This is a genomic window from Saccharopolyspora sp. 7B, from assembly GCF_020177435.1.
Classification (GTDB): domain Bacteria; phylum Actinomycetota; class Actinomycetes; order Mycobacteriales; family Pseudonocardiaceae; genus Saccharopolyspora_C; species Saccharopolyspora_C gregorii.
The window spans coordinates 39,535-54,437 of record NZ_JAIUKC010000042.1; the positions used below are offsets into that span (position 1 = coordinate 39,535).

The 14,903-nt window shown below is 73.4% G+C and carries 14 protein-coding genes (1 of these 14 running past the window's edge); 6 read left to right on the forward strand and 8 right to left on the reverse strand.

Annotated features, from left to right (window positions below; genetic code table 11):
- Both LCD33_RS08360 and LCD33_RS08365 read left to right on the forward strand, forming a co-directional pair.
- Positions 1–729: the 3' end of an MFS transporter gene (locus LCD33_RS08360; RefSeq protein WP_224977697.1), read on the forward strand. Its footprint begins 813 nt before the window's first position; 729 of the gene's 1,542 nt are visible here — the last part of the coding sequence; its start codon lies beyond the left edge, outside the window; it ends in the stop codon at positions 727–729.
- Between the two features lie 46 nt (positions 730–775).
- Entirely contained in the window at positions 776–1,441 is a 666-nt protein-coding gene (locus LCD33_RS08365; protein ID WP_224955743.1) for a GntR family transcriptional regulator, read from the forward strand.
- Here the strand turns inward: LCD33_RS08365 and LCD33_RS08370 are convergent.
- From LCD33_RS08370 to LCD33_RS08395, 6 genes are all read right to left on the reverse strand, one after another.
- A complete protein-coding gene (locus tag LCD33_RS08370) occupies positions 1,428–2,822 on the reverse strand; it encodes a rhamnulokinase family protein (protein ID WP_224967019.1) in 1,395 nt (464 codons plus the stop codon). The genes LCD33_RS08365 and LCD33_RS08370 overlap by 14 nt on opposite strands.
- On the reverse strand, positions 2,819–4,855 hold the full coding sequence (locus tag LCD33_RS08375) for a bifunctional aldolase/short-chain dehydrogenase (protein ID WP_224955741.1): 2,037 nt from the start codon (positions 4,853–4,855) through the stop codon (positions 2,819–2,821). The genes LCD33_RS08370 and LCD33_RS08375 overlap by 4 nt, the downstream gene beginning before the upstream one ends.
- 23 nt (positions 4,856–4,878) lie before the next feature.
- Positions 4,879–6,048, reverse strand: coding sequence for an L-rhamnose isomerase (gene rhaI / locus LCD33_RS08380; RefSeq protein WP_224967018.1), 1,170 nt, complete (start codon positions 6,046–6,048; stop codon positions 4,879–4,881).
- Complete coding sequence (locus tag LCD33_RS08385; RefSeq protein ID WP_224955739.1) at positions 6,045–6,395, reverse strand: L-rhamnose mutarotase; 351 nt, start codon at positions 6,393–6,395, stop codon at positions 6,045–6,047. The genes rhaI and LCD33_RS08385 overlap by 4 nt, the downstream gene beginning before the upstream one ends.
- Positions 6,392–7,690, reverse strand: coding sequence for an MFS transporter (locus tag LCD33_RS08390; protein WP_224967017.1), 1,299 nt, complete (start codon positions 7,688–7,690; stop codon positions 6,392–6,394). The genes LCD33_RS08385 and LCD33_RS08390 overlap by 4 nt, the downstream gene beginning before the upstream one ends.
- 272 nt (positions 7,691–7,962) lie before the next feature.
- Positions 7,963–8,595, reverse strand: coding sequence for a TetR/AcrR family transcriptional regulator (locus tag LCD33_RS08395; protein WP_224955737.1), 633 nt, complete (start codon positions 8,593–8,595; stop codon positions 7,963–7,965).
- An 85-nt stretch (positions 8,596–8,680) separates the two neighbouring features.
- Between LCD33_RS08395 and LCD33_RS08400 the strand changes: the two genes are divergently transcribed.
- Positions 8,681–9,523 carry an SDR family oxidoreductase gene (locus tag LCD33_RS08400; protein WP_224955736.1) on the forward strand — a complete coding sequence of 281 codons (843 nt, stop codon included), beginning with the start codon at positions 8,681–8,683 and terminating at the stop codon, positions 9,521–9,523.
- Positions 9,520–10,617, forward strand: a complete 1,098-nt coding sequence (locus tag LCD33_RS08405; RefSeq protein ID WP_224967015.1) for a hypothetical protein — start codon at positions 9,520–9,522, stop codon at positions 10,615–10,617. Before LCD33_RS08400 ends, LCD33_RS08405 begins: the two co-directional genes overlap by 4 nt.
- A 209-nt stretch (positions 10,618–10,826) precedes the next feature.
- On the opposite strand, the gene LCD33_RS08410 is transcribed toward LCD33_RS08405, so the two are convergent.
- A complete protein-coding gene (locus LCD33_RS08410; protein WP_224955734.1) occupies positions 10,827–11,246 on the reverse strand; it encodes a PPOX class F420-dependent oxidoreductase in 420 nt (139 codons plus the stop codon).
- Between the two features lie 141 nt (positions 11,247–11,387).
- Positions 11,388–12,272 (reverse strand): alpha/beta hydrolase, encoded by an 885-nt coding sequence (locus LCD33_RS08415; RefSeq protein WP_224967014.1) that lies wholly within the window; start codon positions 12,270–12,272, stop codon positions 11,388–11,390.
- 256 nt (positions 12,273–12,528) lie between these two features.
- On the opposite strand from LCD33_RS08415, the gene LCD33_RS08420 reads away from it, so the two are divergent.
- Together LCD33_RS08420 and LCD33_RS08425 are read left to right on the forward strand one after the other, a co-directional pair.
- Entirely contained in the window at positions 12,529–13,953 is a 1,425-nt protein-coding gene (locus tag LCD33_RS08420; protein ID WP_224967013.1) for an FGGY family carbohydrate kinase, read from the forward strand.
- Positions 13,950–14,843, forward strand: coding sequence for a hypothetical protein (locus LCD33_RS08425; RefSeq protein WP_224955731.1), 894 nt, complete (start codon positions 13,950–13,952; stop codon positions 14,841–14,843). The genes LCD33_RS08420 and LCD33_RS08425 overlap by 4 nt, the downstream gene beginning before the upstream one ends.
- The last annotated feature ends 60 nt before the right edge of the window (positions 14,844–14,903 follow it).

Consider the following 14,903-nt stretch of genomic DNA (forward strand, 5'->3'; position numbering starts at 1 on the left):
CCGCCCCCGCCGGGGGCCCGCCCCCCCCCGCCCCGCCCCCCGCCCCCCCCCCCCCCCCCCCCCCCCCCCCCCCCCCCCCCCCCCCGGCCCCCCCCGCACCGCTGGGCGGGCCTGCGGGCGCTGTTCCGCGGCGGGCGGTGGCCGGTGACGCTGCTGTTCTGGCTCACCTCCTTCGCCGGGCTGATGCTGGTGTACGGGGTGGGGCAGTGGCTGCCGAAGATCATGGGTGACCTCGGCTACGAGACCGGTGACGCGCTGCTGTTCTCCACCGCGCTCAACGTCGGCGGCATCGGCGGCATGGTCGTGGCCGGCCGGCTCGCCGACCTGGTCGGGGCACGGCGGATCGTGGTCGCCTGGTTCGCGCTGACCGCGGTGTTCGTGCACCTGCTGGGCGTGCACCTGCCGGTGGCGGTGCTCTACGTCGTGGTGTTCTTCGCCGGGCTCCTGCTGTTCAGCGGGCAGAGCATGGTCTACGCGGCCGTCGGCACCCACCACGACGCGGGCGACCGGGACACCGCGCTGGGCTGGGTGGCCGGGATGGGGCGCTTCGGCGCGGTCTTCGGGCCGTGGCTCGGCGGTGCGCTGCTCGCCGCGGGCCGCGCCGACCTCGGTTTCACCGCGTTCGCGGTCACCGGCCTGTTCGGCGCGGCGATGATGGCGCTGGCGAGTCTGACCATCCGGTTCCGCGGTCCGCGCTCCTCGCGGCAGCGCTCCGAGGCCGGCGGTTAGACTCGGTGGACAAAATTGTTCGCAATCATCGGTACGGGGTAGGCCAGTGACGACAGCGAAGCGCGACTCCGGGCGGTCGGCGGTGGTCGACGAGATCCGGGACGCGATCACCCGCGGCGACTTCGCGCCCAACCAGCGCCTGGTGGAGGCCGAGCTCTCCGAGCAGTTCGACGCGGGTCGCGGCGCGGTCCGCAACGCGCTGGTGCAGCTGGCCACCGAAGGCCTCGTGGAACGCGTGCAGAACCGCGGCGCCCGGGTGCGCGCCGTGCCGCTCGACGAGGCCATCGAGATCACCGAGGTGCGGATGGTCGTCGAAGGCCTGTGCGCGGCACGCGCCGCCGAACGCGCCACCGACGACGACAAGGCCGAGCTGCGCGAGATCGCCGACCAGATGCGGGCCGCGGTCGCCGGCGGCGACGTGTGGGGTTACTCGGAGCTGAACAAGCGGCTGCACTCCCTGGTCCTGCGCGTCAGCGGGCAGCGCACGGCGCACGAGGTGCTCAGCAGGCTGCGCGGGCAGAACGTGCGCCACCAGTTCCGCCTCGCGCTGCACCCCGGCCGCCCCGGCGTGTCGCTGCCGCAGCACCTGGCGATCGTCGACGCCATCTGCGCGGGCGACCCGGTGGCGGCCGAGCAGGCGATGCGCGAGCACCTGCGCAGCGTCATCGACGCGCTGCCCGAAGTGGACGGGACGCGGATCAGCGCGCTCTGACCTCACCGGGCCGGTAGGTGCGGGGTTCCGCGGTCGACCGGACCAGCGCCCGGAGCGATTCCAGGCCACCGGTCAGCAGCCCGGCGGCGCGGGCCTGCACGAGGACGTTGCCGAGGGCGGTGGCCTCGACCGGCCCGGCGACGACCGGCCGGCCGGTGCGTTCGGCGGTCAACCGGCACAGCAGCTCGTTCCGCGCCCCGCCGCCGACGACGTGCACCGCGGACAGCGCGCGTCCGGTGAGGATCTCCAGCCGCGCCACGGATTCCGCGTACGCGGACGCGAGGCTCTCCAGGATGCACCGGGTGAACTCGGCGCGGTCGCGGGGAACCGGCCGGTCGTGCTCGGTCAGCCACGCGGTGATGCGCGCGGGCATGTCGCCGGGCGCGAGGAACCGCGGGTCGTCCGCGTCGAACTCGGCCACCGGCGGCACCTCGGCGGCCGCCGCCAGCAGCGCGGGCAGGTCCACGGCCGGTCCGGTGCGCTCCCACTCCGCGACGCATTCGGTGAGCAGCCACAGGCCCATCACGTTGTGCAGGTACCGGATCCGCCCGTCGACGCCGAGCTCGTTGGTGAAGTTCGCGGCCCGGCCCGCCTCCGACAGCAGCGGGCGCTCCAGCTCGACGCCGACCAGCGACCACGTCCCGCAGGAGATGTAGGCGAACGACTCGTCCCGGGCGGGCACCGCGACCACCGCGGAGGCGGTGTCGTGCGACCCGACCGCGGTGACCGGCACGCCGGTGTCGAGCGCACCGATCCGCTCACCCGGCGACACCAGCGGCGGCAGCAGCCCGCGGTCGTGGCCGAGGCGCGCCGCCAGCGACTCCGACCACTCGGCGGTGCGCACGTCCAGCAGCCCCGTGGTGGAGGCGTTGGTGCGTTCGGCGACCTGCTCGCCGGTCAGCCAGTACGCCAGCAGGTCCGGCAGCAGCAGCATCCGCTCGGCCGCCGCCAGCAGCCCGCTGCGCCGGTCCGCGGCCAGCTGGAAGATCGTGTTGAACGGCAGGTGCTGCAACCCGTTGACCTCGTACAGCTCCGCCGGCCCGATCACCGAGTGCACGTCGGCCACGGCGGCTTTGGTGCGCTCGTCCCGGTAGTGGTGCGGCGTCCCGAGCATCCGGCCGCCGCGCAGCAGCGCGTAGTCCACCGCCCACGAGTCGATGCCGACGCTCACCGGATCCGCTTCGTGCGCCGCCAGCTCCAGGGCCGCGCACACCTGCCGGTGCAGCTCCAGCACGTTCCAGTGCAGCGACCCGCGCACCCGCACCGGCCCGTTCGGGAACCGGGCGAGCTCGCGCATCCACAGCTCGCCCGGCCCGGCGTGCCCGAGCACGACCCGCCCGCTGGTGGCGCCGAGGTCGACGGCGGCGACGGTGCCGCTCATCGCAGGAACGCCGCGGCGACCCCGGCGTCCACCGGCACGTGCAGCCCGGTGGTGTGGCTGAGGTCGCCACCGAGCAGCGCGAACACCGCGTTCGCCACGTGCTCGGGCAGCACCTCGCGCTTGAGCAGGGTGCGCTGGGCGTAGAACTCGCCCAGGTCCTCCTCGGCGACGCCGTACACCTGGGCCCGCTGCGCGCCCCAGCCACCGGCGAAGATCCCGCTGCCGCGCACCACACCGTCCGGGTTGACGCCGTTGACGCGGACACCGTGCCCGCCGAGCTCGGCCGCCAGCAGCCGCACCTGGTGCGCCTGGTCCGCCTTGGTCGCCGAGTAGGCGATGTTGTTCGGCCCGGCGAACACCCCGTTCTTCGACACGACGTACACGACGTCGCCGCCGAGCCCCTGGTCGATCAGCACCCGCGCGGCCGCCTTGCTGACCAGGAACGAGCCCTTCGCCATCACGTCGTGCTGCAGGTCCCAGTCGGCGGCGGTGGTCTCCAGCAGCGGTTTCGACAGCGACAGGCCGGCGTTGTTGACCACCACGTCGAGCCCGCCGTACGCGAGCACCGCCGCGTCCACGGCGGCGCGCACCGCGTCCTCGTCGGTGACGTCGGCGCCGACGCCGATCGCCACGTCGGCGGACCCGAGTTCGGCCGCGGCCTCCCGGGCCTTCGCGGCGTCGAGGTCGGCGAGCACCACGGTGGCGCCGTCGCGGGCGAGGCGGGCGGCGGTGGCCTTGCCGATGCCGGAGGCCGCCCCGGTGACCAGCGCGACCTTCGTGGCGAGCGGTTTCGGCGCGGGCCGCCGCCGCAGCTTCGCCTCCTCCAGCTCCCAGTACTCGATGCGGAACTTCTCCGCCTCCTCGATGGGGGAGTAGGTGGACAGCGCCTCCGCCCCGCGCATCACGTTGATCGCGTTCACGTAGAACTCGCCCGCCACCCGGGCGGTCTGCGCGTCGGCGCCGTAGCTGAACATGCCCACGCCGGGCACGAGCACGATCGCCGGATCGGCACCGCGCATCGGCGGTGAGTCCGGGGTGGCGTGCCGCCGGTAGTAGGCCGCGTAGTCCGCGCGGTACCGCTCGTGCAGCTCCCGCAGCCGCGCCACCGATTCCTCGACGGTCGCGGTCGCGGGCAGGTCCAGCACCAGCGGCGCGACCTTGGTGCGCAGGAAGTGGTCCGGGCAGCTGGTGCCGAGCGCCGCCAGCCGCGGATGTTCCGCGCGGGACAGGAATTCCAGCACCTCGGGCCCGTCGGTGAAGCGACCCACCTGCCGCCGGTCGGTGCTGACCAGCCCGCGCAGCACGGGGGCGAGCGCCGCTGCCCTGGCCCGGCGCTCCGCGGCGGGCAGCGGTGCGTACCCGTCGAGGACCGCGCCGAACGGCTCGGGCCTGCCGTGCTCGGCGATGTGCTCGGCGGCGGTGTCGATGATCCACCGCGAGTTCCGCTCGCACTCCTCGGCGGTGCCGCCCCACGCGGTGATGCCGTGCCCGCCGAGGACGGTGCCGACGGCCCGCGGGTGGGTGCGCCGGATCTCGGCGATGTCCTCGCCGAGCTGCCAGCCGGGCCGCCGCCACGGCACCCACACCACCCGGTCGCCGAAGATCTCCTCGGTCAGCCGCGGCCCGTCGGCGGCGGTGGCGATCGCGATGCCGCTGTCCGGGTGCAGGTGGTCCACGTGGCAGGCGTCGACGAGGCCGTGCATCGCGGTGTCGATGGACGGCGCGGCACCGCCCCTGCCGTGCAGCACGTGGTCGAACGCGGCGACCATCTCGTCCTCCCGGTCCGGTCCGGGGTAGACCGCGGACAGCGCGCGCAGCCGGTCGAGCCGCAGCACCGCCAGCCCCTGCTCGGTGAGGGTGCCCAGGTCGCCGCCGGAGCCCTTCACCCACATCAGGTCCACCTCCTGCCCGGTGACGGGGTCGACGTCGCGGCCCTTGGCGGAGGTGTTGCCGCCGGCGTAGTTGGTGTTGCGCGGGTCGGCGCCCAGCCGGTTGCTGCGCGCGATCAGGTCGTGGACGGTGCGGTTCGGCATGGTCTCCTCTCCTCGGGCGGGCATCAGGCGCCCCACCCGGCCTGCGCGCCGCCGGTGCGCTGTTCGGCGAGCACCCGCTGGTGGCCGGATTCGGCGTAGGCGCGCAGCGGGTCGGCGGGCAGCCCGCGGGCGGCGCGCCACTCGGCCAGCGCGGGCCGGACATCGGTGTGGAAGGCGTCCATCAGCACGTCGTTGGCGCCGAGCACGTCGTGCTCCTGCTGCGCCGTCGCCAGCGCCGCGCGGTCCACCAGCAGCGCGCGGGCCGTCATCTCCTGCACGTTGAGCACCGAGCGGATCTGGCCGGGGATCTTCTCCTCCACGTTGTGGCACTGGTCGAGCATGAAGCGCACCGGCGAGCCCTCGTCCAGCCCACCGCCGGCCACCACCTCGTGCAGGATCCGGAACAGCTGGAACGGGTCGGCGGCACCGACGATGAGGTCGTCGTCGGCGTAGAACCGCGAGTTGAAGTCGAACGACCCGAGCTTCCCCAGCCGCAGCAGCTGCATCACGATGAACTCGATGTTGGTGCCCGGCGCGTGGTGCCCGGTGTCCAGGCAGGTGAAGGCCCGCTCGCCGAGCGCGCTGACCTGCACGAACGAGGTTCCCCAGTCGGGGACGTCGGTGTGGTAGAAGGCCGGTTCGAAGAACTTGTACTCCAGCACGAGCCGCTGGTGCTCGCCGAGCGCCGCGTAGATCTCGGCGAGCGAGTCGGCGAGCCGGTCCTGCCGGGACCGCAGCGAACCCTGTCCCGGATAGTTGGTGCCGTCGGCGAGCCAGATCTTCAGGTCGGTGGACCCGGTCTCGTGCATGATCTCGATGCAGCGCAGGTGGTGGTCGATCGCCTTGCGCCGCACCGCGGCGTCGACGTGGGTGAGGCTGCCGAACTTGTAGTCGGCGTCCTGGAACGTGTTCGAGTTGATCGTGCCCAGCCGCACCCCGAGCCCGTCCGCGTGCGCGCCGAGCGCGGCGAAGTCGTCCACCGCGTCCCACGGGACGTGCAGCGCGACGGCGGGGGCGAGGCCGGTGAGCTCGTGCACCTTGGCGGCGTCGGCGATCTTCTCCTGCGGGGTGCGCGGCGTACCGGGGGTGCCGAACACCTTGAACCGGGTTCCGGAGTTGCCGAAGGCCCAGCTCGGCAGTTCGATCGCCTGCCGCTCCAGGGTGGGGACGATCGCCTGGAACGTGGTGGTCATTGCTGTGCTCCTTCGTGCTGTGCGAGCTGGTCCGCCAGGTGGAAGACCTCGGGCAGCGCGGTGGCGTTCTGGTCCGCGCGACCGCCGTCGCCGACGAACAGGTCGGCCATGTACCGCTCCCAGCGGGCGGCGACGGGGGAGGCGGCGAGGTGGGCGTCGGAGTCGGCGACCGAGTCGGTCTCGTAGTAGCCGATCAGCAGCCCGTCGGGCCGCAGGAACAGCGAGTAGTTCCGCCGCCCGGAGGCCGCCAGTTCGCGCAGCATCTCCGGCCACACCGCGGCGTGCCTGCGCAGGTACTCGTCGATCCGGTCCGGGTCGACCTGCAGCTGGAAGCAGACGCGGGTCACGGCGCCACCACCGCGCCGCCGGTGGTCCCGGAGCCGTACCGCTCTCGCTCGATCTGCTCCAGGCTCTTGCCCTGGGTGCGCGGCACCCAGACGGTGCCGATCAGCAGCGAGCCGAGCAGCAGCCCGAGGATGAGGGTGCCGAGCCCGCGCAGCCCGATCTGGGTGAGCAGCGCGGGGAATCCGACGCTGAGCAGTCCGACCAGCACGCGGGCGGCGAGGAACAGCACGCCCTGCGCGCTGGCCCGGTAGCGGGTCGCGAACAGCTCGCTGGCCCAGAGCCCGTAGAACGCCTGCGCCCCGATGCCGGAGGACACGCCCCAGCCGACGGCGAAGAACAGCAGGGTGGCGGTGCCCGCGGGCGCGTAGATCAGCGCGGCCCAGGCGAGCACGCCCAGCGCGGCGCCCGCGCAGTACAACCACCGCCGGCTGACCCGGTCGGCGAGCAGCATGAACCCGAAGTAGGTGGCCGCGCTGGTGCAGCCCCACACCAGCACCTGCAGCAGGTACTGCTCGGTGGCGGAGGTGAGCCCGACGGCCTCGTACATCCGCGGCTGGAAGATCCCGGCCTGCCCGGCGACCCCGTTCCAGAGCGCGTACACGCCGAACAGGAACAGCATCGCCAGCAGGTTCGTCCGCCGGGTGAACAGGCCGCGCAGGCTGCCGGCGAAGGTGACCTGCCCGGATTCGGCGGTGCGGTTGCGCCACACCGTCGATTCGGCGAGGCCGCGCCGCACCCACCAGGTGACCGCGGCGACGACGAACAGGTGCAGGAAGATCAACCGGCTGCCGAGCAGCCCGAGCGGGGCGACGACGACGGCGAGCAGGTAGCCGAGCGTCGGCCCGATCGACCAGGCGAGCTGCGCGGCGCCGACGTGCGCGGCCCGCCGGTCGGGCGGCGCCTCCTCGGCGATGTAGGTCCAGGAGGCGGTGACCCCGGCGCCGACGGCGATGCCAGTGAGCACGAACGCGGTCAGCAGCATCCCGAACGAGGTGGCGAACACCGCGATCAGCACGCCGAGCATGTAGAGCAGCAGGTCGTAGGTGTAGATGAACTTCCGCCCGTAGCGGTCGCACAGCGGTCCGCCGATGGCGGCACCGGCGGCGGCGCCGAAGGCGTTCGCGCTGAGCGCGGCGAGCAGCCCGACGGCCAGGTCGTCCAGCCCGAACCGGTCCTGCCAGAGCCCGAGGCTGGTGGCGATCGCGATGATCGAACCGGCTTCGATGTAGTTCGACATGGCCACGGCGATGGTCGCGCGCCAGCCGGTCGTGGTCTTGCTACCGAATCGGACCCCCATCGGTCCTCCTGTCCATCGGCGGTGATGCGCAGGTTCGGGGCACGCGGCACCCGGTGGTAAAACGTTTCAATCGATGGCCTGCACGATAGGAGGAGGTGTGGAGCCGGGGCAAGGCCCGTCCGGGTGCCGGTCGATCGGCCGTAGCGTCGCGATCAGTCGCCCGGCACGCGTTCAGCCGCGTCCTGTTCGATCAGCGGACTGGTCCAGTCGGGTGCAGGCCGACGCCCGCGTGCCTGTGTAACGTTTCAACATACCGTGGTGGCAAGCACCGATCAGCCGTCCGCGACGAGCCGATCCCTGGCTCCCGCGAACAGCGCGGCGCACGCCTGGACCAGTTCCTCCGGCCGCCGGGTCCGCCCGCTCAGCAGCCAGTCGACCAGCAGGTGGTTGACCGCGCCGACGAGCGCGATCGTCGTCAGCCGCCGCTGCGTGCCCGGTTCGACGTCGCTCAGCCACCTCTCGCCCAGCAGCTCGGCGAACTCGGTGAGCACCGCGTGCCGCCGCGCCTCCAGCGCCGCCGACACCCCGACCACTTCCACCAGCACGATCCGCGCGCGTCGCTGGTCGGCCACCAGGAACCCGACGAAGGCGTCCAGCCCGCGCGGCACCATGTCGGCGGAGCCCTCGTGCCCGGCCACCGCGGCCAGCGTCGTGCCGCGCAGCCCGTCGACGAGCTTGTCGTACACGGCGGTGAGCGCGGCCTCCCGGTCGCGGAAGGACTCGTAGAAGTACCGCTCGGTGAGCCCGGCGTGCGCGCACAGCTGCTTGACCGAGGTCGCCTGGTAGCCGCGGTCGCCGAACAGCTCCTGGGCGGCGTCGAGCAGGGCGGCGCGCCGCTGCCGCGCGCGCTCGGCCGGGTCGAGACCGGCGTAGCGGCGGCCGCCCGGGTTCGGCTGGTTCGCCATCGCGCCCCTTTCGCGGCGAGGAGGACGTCCGCTACCTTATCGATCTGACACGACGTCGTGTCAGATCGGACTGCGAGGTGAGGACGTGCGGAGGACACCGGCCGGGATGATCATCGCGGTCACCGGCGGCGCCCGCGGCATCGGGCGCGAGATCGCGCGGACGCTGGCCGCGGCCGGCGCCCGCGTCGCCATCGGGGACCGCGACCTGGCGGCCGCCGAACGCACCGCCGCCGAACTGCCCGGCGAACTCGCCGCGTTCCCCGCCGACGTCACCGACACCGGCTCGTTCGCGGCCTTCCTGGACGCGGTCGCCGACCGGTGGGGGCCGATCGATGTGCTCGTGAACAACGCGGGCGTGATGTGGGTCGGCCCCTTCGACGAGGAACCGGAGAGCGCCGTGCGCCGCCAGCTGGAGGTGAACGTGCACGGCGTCATCCGCGGCGTCCGGCTCGCCGCCCCGCGGATGCGCGAGCGCGGGCGCGGCCAGATCGTCACCATCGCCTCCGGCGCCTCCAAGTTCGCGCCACCGGGCGAAGCGACCTACGCCGCGACCAAGCACGCCGTGCACGGCTACCTGGACGCGGTGCGCGCCGAGCTGCACGGCACCGGCGTGCGCCTCTCGCTCGTGCTGCCCGGCGTCGTCGACACCGAACTCGCCGCGGGCACCGCCACCGGCCCGGTGCGCAGGCTCGCTCCCGCCGAAGTCGGCCGGGCCGTGCTCCGCATCGTCCGGCGGCCCCGGTTCGAGCTCAGCGTGCCCCGCCGGCTGGGCTTCGCGACCTGGCTCGCCCGCGTCCTGCCCGACCCCGCCCGCTACCGGCTGCAACGCGTCCTGGTGCCGAACCAGGTCGCCGCGGTCGCCGGCGGCACCACCCGCAGCGCGTACGAGGACCGCGCGCTCACCGGAACCGACGAGGAGACCCGATGACGGCGACCGCCACGCCCACCGTCCGCCCGATCCCCGAGTTCGAGGGCGTGCACGACGTCTGGCCCCGCGGCGGCCGCCTGGAAGCGGTGCGCGAGGCGGCCGCCCGTTACCGGGATCGCTTCCTCGCCCAGGGCACGATCCGGGCGATCCGCAGCATCGACATCGCCGCCGCCCCATACCCGTCGCGGTACGCGTTCCAGGGCTACAACCTGTCCCTCAACCCGATGATCTCCATCATCAACCGGATGTTCGTGATCCAGTTCGAGGGCTTCGACGGGGAGCTCAAGACCCTGGTGTGGGAGCCGACGGTGGCGGCCGGGTCGGCCGAGGCGCCGTTCTACGCGAAGTTGCAGCGGCTCGCGGGCGACTTCCTCGCCGACAAGGTCTTCGCCAAGTACTACAACGACCCCGACGAGGTGCTGCCGCGGCTGGGGCTGCGCAACTCCGACGTGGACTACGTCAGCTTCGACCACCTGCACGTCCAGGACGTGCGCATGATCATGGGCAGCGAGCGGGTCATCCCCGGTGAGCGGGAGCCCCGCGCGCCGCTGTTCCCCGGCGCGAAGCTGCTGGTGCACCGCAAGGAACTCGCCACCCTCGAATCCCCGCACCCCATGCAGTGGGCGTGGTACGTCGACGGCGGCATGGACGGCGTGCCCGCCGAACGCCTCGAAGTGCTCGACGGCGACGTGGAGCTCGGCGTCGGCGTCAGCCTGCTGTGGACGCCCGGGCACACCGACGGCAACCACTCGCTGGTGGTCAACACGCCCGACGGGGTATGGGTGTCCTCCGAGAACGGGATGGCCGCCGACAGCTGGCAGCCCGAGCTCTCCAAGATCCCGGGGGTGAAGCAGCAGGCCCGGTTCTTCAACCGGGAAGTGGTGCTCAACGCCAACACGCTGGAGGACTCGTTGGACCAGTACGACTCGATGGTCAAGGAGAAGACCATGGCCTCCCGGTCGTCCCGCGACGCGCGCTGGCTGCAGATCATCCCGTCCTCGGAATGCGCCGACTGGAAGCGGCAGTGGCCGGTGGTGCCCACCTTCACCCACGGCGGGCTGGACTACGGGGAGATCTCCACGCGGCGGGCCTGAGCGGTCGCTCCCGGCCTCCGCCGCCCGTGCTGCCCTGCCGGGGCGGCGGAACCTCGCAGCCGGTCCGGGAACCTGCCCGGCGTCGTGTCGTTCGTCCTGCCGGCGGCGACAACCGCTGAGGGTTCCGCCACCCGAGCACCAGCGACACGAGTGGGAAGGCGGGCGGTGAGGTTCCGCCACCCGAATCCCGAGTATCGGGAGCGGAGGCGTCACCCGGCCTGGGTGTTGTCCTTCTGGCTGCCCCAGCCGTGCCAGCGGTCGATCTCGACCACGGCGGTGACCCGGGAGCGCTCCCGGTCGGGGTAGGGGCTGCCGAGGTAGTGCTGGGCGAGCCGGTCGATGTCCACCAGACCGGGGTCGTCGCGCAGCTCGGTGACCCGGCCGATCAGGGTGACGTGCGTGTACCAGTCCGCGGCGTCGAGCACCGTCAGCGAGACCCGCGGGTCCCGGCGGAGGTGGCCGAGCCGTTTGCGCCCCTCGTCCATGTTCACCAGCACCACGCCGTCGTCCCACAGGTACCAGGTGGCGGCGGAGACGGGCTGCCCGTCGGAGCGCAGGGTGGTGATCGTCGACGGGTTCGGCTTGCGCAGCAAGGCGATCGTGTCGTCGGGGAGCGGTGGCGTGGACATGCGGGTCCTCCCTGTTCCGTCGGTCGGTGCGGCCCCCGCCAACCTACCGGCGCGGCCCCCCCGCCGCCCGGACCGCCGGCGGTCCACTGTGGAGCGACCATCGCCGCCGCACCGTTCGGGGTGGCGGCGATCGTCGCCGCGCTAGCCGATCGGGCAGGTGTCCCGGTACTCGGCGATCTCCGGTCCGCTCGGTGGCGGGCAGAGGAACCGCTCGTAGCGGGTGTCCTCGTCGAGGAAGCGCTTGAGCCAGGCGATGCCCGTCTTCGCGATCGTGGTGTTCGCGGTGTTCGGCGCGAGGTGCCCGGCCCCGGCCAGTTCGAGGTAGGCCTTGTCCGGTTCACCGGGCAGGCTCTCGTAGAACGGTTCCGCGTGCGAGCGGACCGGCGCCACCGAGTCCCGCTCCGCGCCGATGATCAGCGTCGGGGTCCGCACGCCGGACCAGTCCTTCCTGGTGTGCCACGGGGTGAGCGGGATCGCGGCCCGCAGGTCCGGGTCGGCGACGACGGCCTCCAGCGAGCCGCCGCCGCCCATCGAGTGGCCGACGACGCCGAGGCGGTCGGCGTCCACGCGGTCCCGCACGGCCGAGTCCGCGGTCAGGTGGTCGAGCGCGGCGAGCAGCTGGCGCCCGCGCGAATCCGGCTGGTCGGTGGGCGTGAGGGTGTCGATGGTGAACACCACGAAGCCCTGCGAGGCCAGCCGCGGCCCGTACCAGGCCATCGAGGACTGGTCGCCGGTGTAGCCGGGGGAGACGGCCACGGCGCCGAAGGTGCCTTCGGAGGTGTCGGTCGGGTAGTAGATCGTGCCGCCGCCGAAGCCGTCGACGGCGCCGCGCGGCACCACGTCCCGCGCGATGTCGAACGGGCCCAGCGGCGCCGCCAGGCTCTCGTCGGTCGGGTCGGGTCCGCGCTGGAAGGAGTCGTCCGCGGCTCGGGCCACCGGTGACCCGCCCGCCAGCAGGCCGAGCATCGCCGCCAGGGCGATCAGCGTCCGGCGGCCGCGGTGCGGCGGGGGAGGCGTTGCGGTCATGAACCACGCCTTTCTCGAAGCGGATCGGGGTCGCGGGCACCCGGGAGGGGCGTGCCCGATTGATCACTTTCGGAGGATCTTGCCGGATTCGCGTGGCGTCAAGAAAACGTTTTCACCCTCCGGATCTCGCTTTCTCGTTGCTGACATCGATGTCCAGGGTGAATCGAGAAAGCGTTGACATCGATGACAACGAGGCGGTTTCGTGTCCCCAGCCGGCGACGAGGCCGGCGCTCAGCGGCAGAAGGAGCGTGCCGAGGTGGACTTCGCAGCGACCGAAGCGGTCGTCGGCATCGACGTGGGCAGCACCGAGATCAAGGTGCTGGTCGCCGATCGGGCCGGCGTCGTGCTGAGTCTCCGGCGCACCCCGACGCAGTGGCACCGCACCGCGGACGGGCACAGCGAACTGCCCGCCGGCCTGCTGCTGGACCGGGTGCTGTCCGCGATGACCGACGCGGTGCAGGTGGCCGAGCGCTCCGCCGGAGCGCTGCGCGTCGTCTCCGCCGCGATCACCGGGATGGCCGAGTCCGGGGTGCTGCTCGACCGCGGCGGCGAGCCGATGCACCCGGTGATCGCCTGGTTCGACCAGCGCGGCGGCGCCGAACTCGCCGCGCTGCCCGCGGACCTGGCGGGCGAGTTCAGCGCGCACACCGGGCTGCCGCTGAGCCCGCTGTGCTCCTTCGCCAAGCTCGGCTGGCTCGTCGGGCGCGGACTTCCGCCGCAGCGGGCCGGAACCTGGCTCAACGTCCCCGAATTCGTCGCGCACGCGCTCGGCGGGCGGCCCGTCACCGAGCCCTCGCTGGCCTCCCGCACCGGCCTGCTGGACCAGGCGACCGAGCGGCCGTGGGACCCGGCGCTGGAACACCTGGCACTGCCCGCCGCGGTGCTGCCACCGCTCACCACCGCCGGAACGCCGATCGGCACCGTCGATCACCCCGGCGTGCCGGACGCGGTGCGCGGCGCGGTGCTCACCGTCGCCGGGCACGACCACCCGGTCGCCTCGGTCGCCAGCGGCGTGTGGCACGGCGAGCACCTGTTCGACTCCTGCGGCACCTCCGAGGCGCTGCTGCGGGTGGCCTCCGCGCCGCTGCGCCACGAGCAGCGGCGGCGGCTCACCGCGCAGGGCGTCGCGCAGGGCCTGCACGTGCTGCCCGGCCGCCGCCTGCTGCTCGGCGGCACCCGGGGCGGGCTGCTGCTCGACCAGGTCCTCGCGCTGCTGGGCCGCAAGGACCAACCCGCCAGGGCCGAACTCGACCGCGACTGGCTCGCCCGCGGCCCCGAACCCGGTTCGGTGCGGATCTCCGGCGCGCACGCCCGCAGCGAGCACGTCGACGTGCGCCTCGGCGGGGACGACGCCACCCCGCTGGACGTCTGGTCCGCCGCCCTCGCCCACGCCATGGCCGAGACCGACGCGGTCATCGCGCTGATGGCCGCCGAAGCCGGACCGCACGAACACGTCACCGCCGCCGGCGGCTGGACCCGGATGGGCAGCTTCCGCGCGGTGAAGGAACGCAGCCTCCCGGCGGTCCGCTACGCGCGGATCGACCAGCCCAGCGCCTACGGCGCCGCCATCTTCGCCGCCCGCGCCGCCGCGCACGGCGACGGCGATACCGCGCTGTCCGCAGTGGACATCGCGCGTCGGTTCACCGAGCACACCCTCGACCCCATCGGAGCAGAACTATGACCGCGGCACTCGCCGACATCGCCCAGTCCGACGGCACCTTCGCCATCGTCGCCCTCGACCAGCGCAACACCCTGCGCCGCATGTTCACCGCGGCGGGCCAGCCCATCGACGACGACCTGCTGCGCGCGTTCAAGGGCGACGTCATCGGCGGCCTCTCGCCCAGCGCCAGCGGGCTGCTCGTCGACCCCGACTTCGGCGTCCCGGCCGCCATCGCCGACGGCAACCTCGCCCCCGGCGCCGGACTCGCGGTCGCCGCCGAACCGTCCGATCGCGGCAAGTTCGGCGACGAACCGCTCACCCGGCGCGAACCCGCGCAGGACGCCCGCTGGGTGCGTGACATGGGCGGGCACGCGGTGAAGTTCTTCGTGCAGCTGCGCGCCGACCGGGACCCCGAGCTCGGCGGCCGCGACGTCTCCGCGGAGGCACTGGCCGCCGCCGCCGAGGTCGTGGCGGACTGCCGCACCGCGGGCGTGCCCTCGGTGGTCGAGAACCTCATCTATCCGCTGCCCGGGGAAGGCGAACTGACCCCGGACGCGCGCGCCGACGCGATCATCGAATCCGCCCGCGCCCTCGACGAGCTCAAGCCCGACCTGCTCAAGCTGGAGTACCCCGGCTCGGCCGAAGCCTGCCGCCGGATCGCCGAGGCCGTCAGCGTGCCGTGGGTCGTGCTCTCGGCGGGGGTCGGCTTCGACGAGTTCAAGGACGTGCTGCGGATCTCCTGCGACGAAGGCGGTGCCTCCGGCTTCATCGCCGGCCGTGCGTTCTGGAAGGACGCCGTGCTGCTCGACCAGCCCGACCGGCGCCCGTTCCTCGCCGACACCGCGCGGCGCAGGCTCGACGAGTGCGTCGCCGCGATCCAGGGCCGCGCCACCCCGCACGCCGCAGTCTGACGTCCCCCGGTGGCCGTCCCGCCCGGGCGGCCCCCGCTCTTTCCCGGCAGCGTCGCCGGA

Coding starts and splice junctions, on each gene's coding strand:
- LCD33_RS08370 (WP_224967019.1), bottom strand. CDS start 2,822: ATGAGCGGCACCGTCGCCGCCGTCGACCTCGGCGCCACCAGCGGGCGG.
- LCD33_RS08375 (WP_224955741.1), bottom strand. CDS start 4,855: ATGCCGAACCGCACCGTCCACGACCTGATCGCGCGCAGCAACCGGCTG.
- rhaI (WP_224967018.1), bottom strand. CDS start 6,048: ATGACCACCACGTTCCAGGCGATCGTCCCCACCCTGGAGCGGCAGGCG.
- LCD33_RS08390 (WP_224967017.1), bottom strand. CDS start 7,690: ATGGGGGTCCGATTCGGTAGCAAGACCACGACCGGCTGGCGCGCGACC.
- LCD33_RS08395 (WP_224955737.1), bottom strand. CDS start 8,595: ATGGCGAACCAGCCGAACCCGGGCGGCCGCCGCTACGCCGGTCTCGAC.
- LCD33_RS08405 (WP_224967015.1), top strand. CDS start 9,520: ATGACGGCGACCGCCACGCCCACCGTCCGCCCGATCCCCGAGTTCGAG.
- LCD33_RS08410 (WP_224955734.1), bottom strand. CDS start 11,246: ATGTCCACGCCACCGCTCCCCGACGACACGATCGCCTTGCTGCGCAAG.
- LCD33_RS08415 (WP_224967014.1), bottom strand. CDS start 12,272: ATGACCGCAACGCCTCCCCCGCCGCACCGCGGCCGCCGGACGCTGATC.
- LCD33_RS08425 (WP_224955731.1), top strand. CDS start 13,950: ATGACCGCGGCACTCGCCGACATCGCCCAGTCCGACGGCACCTTCGCC.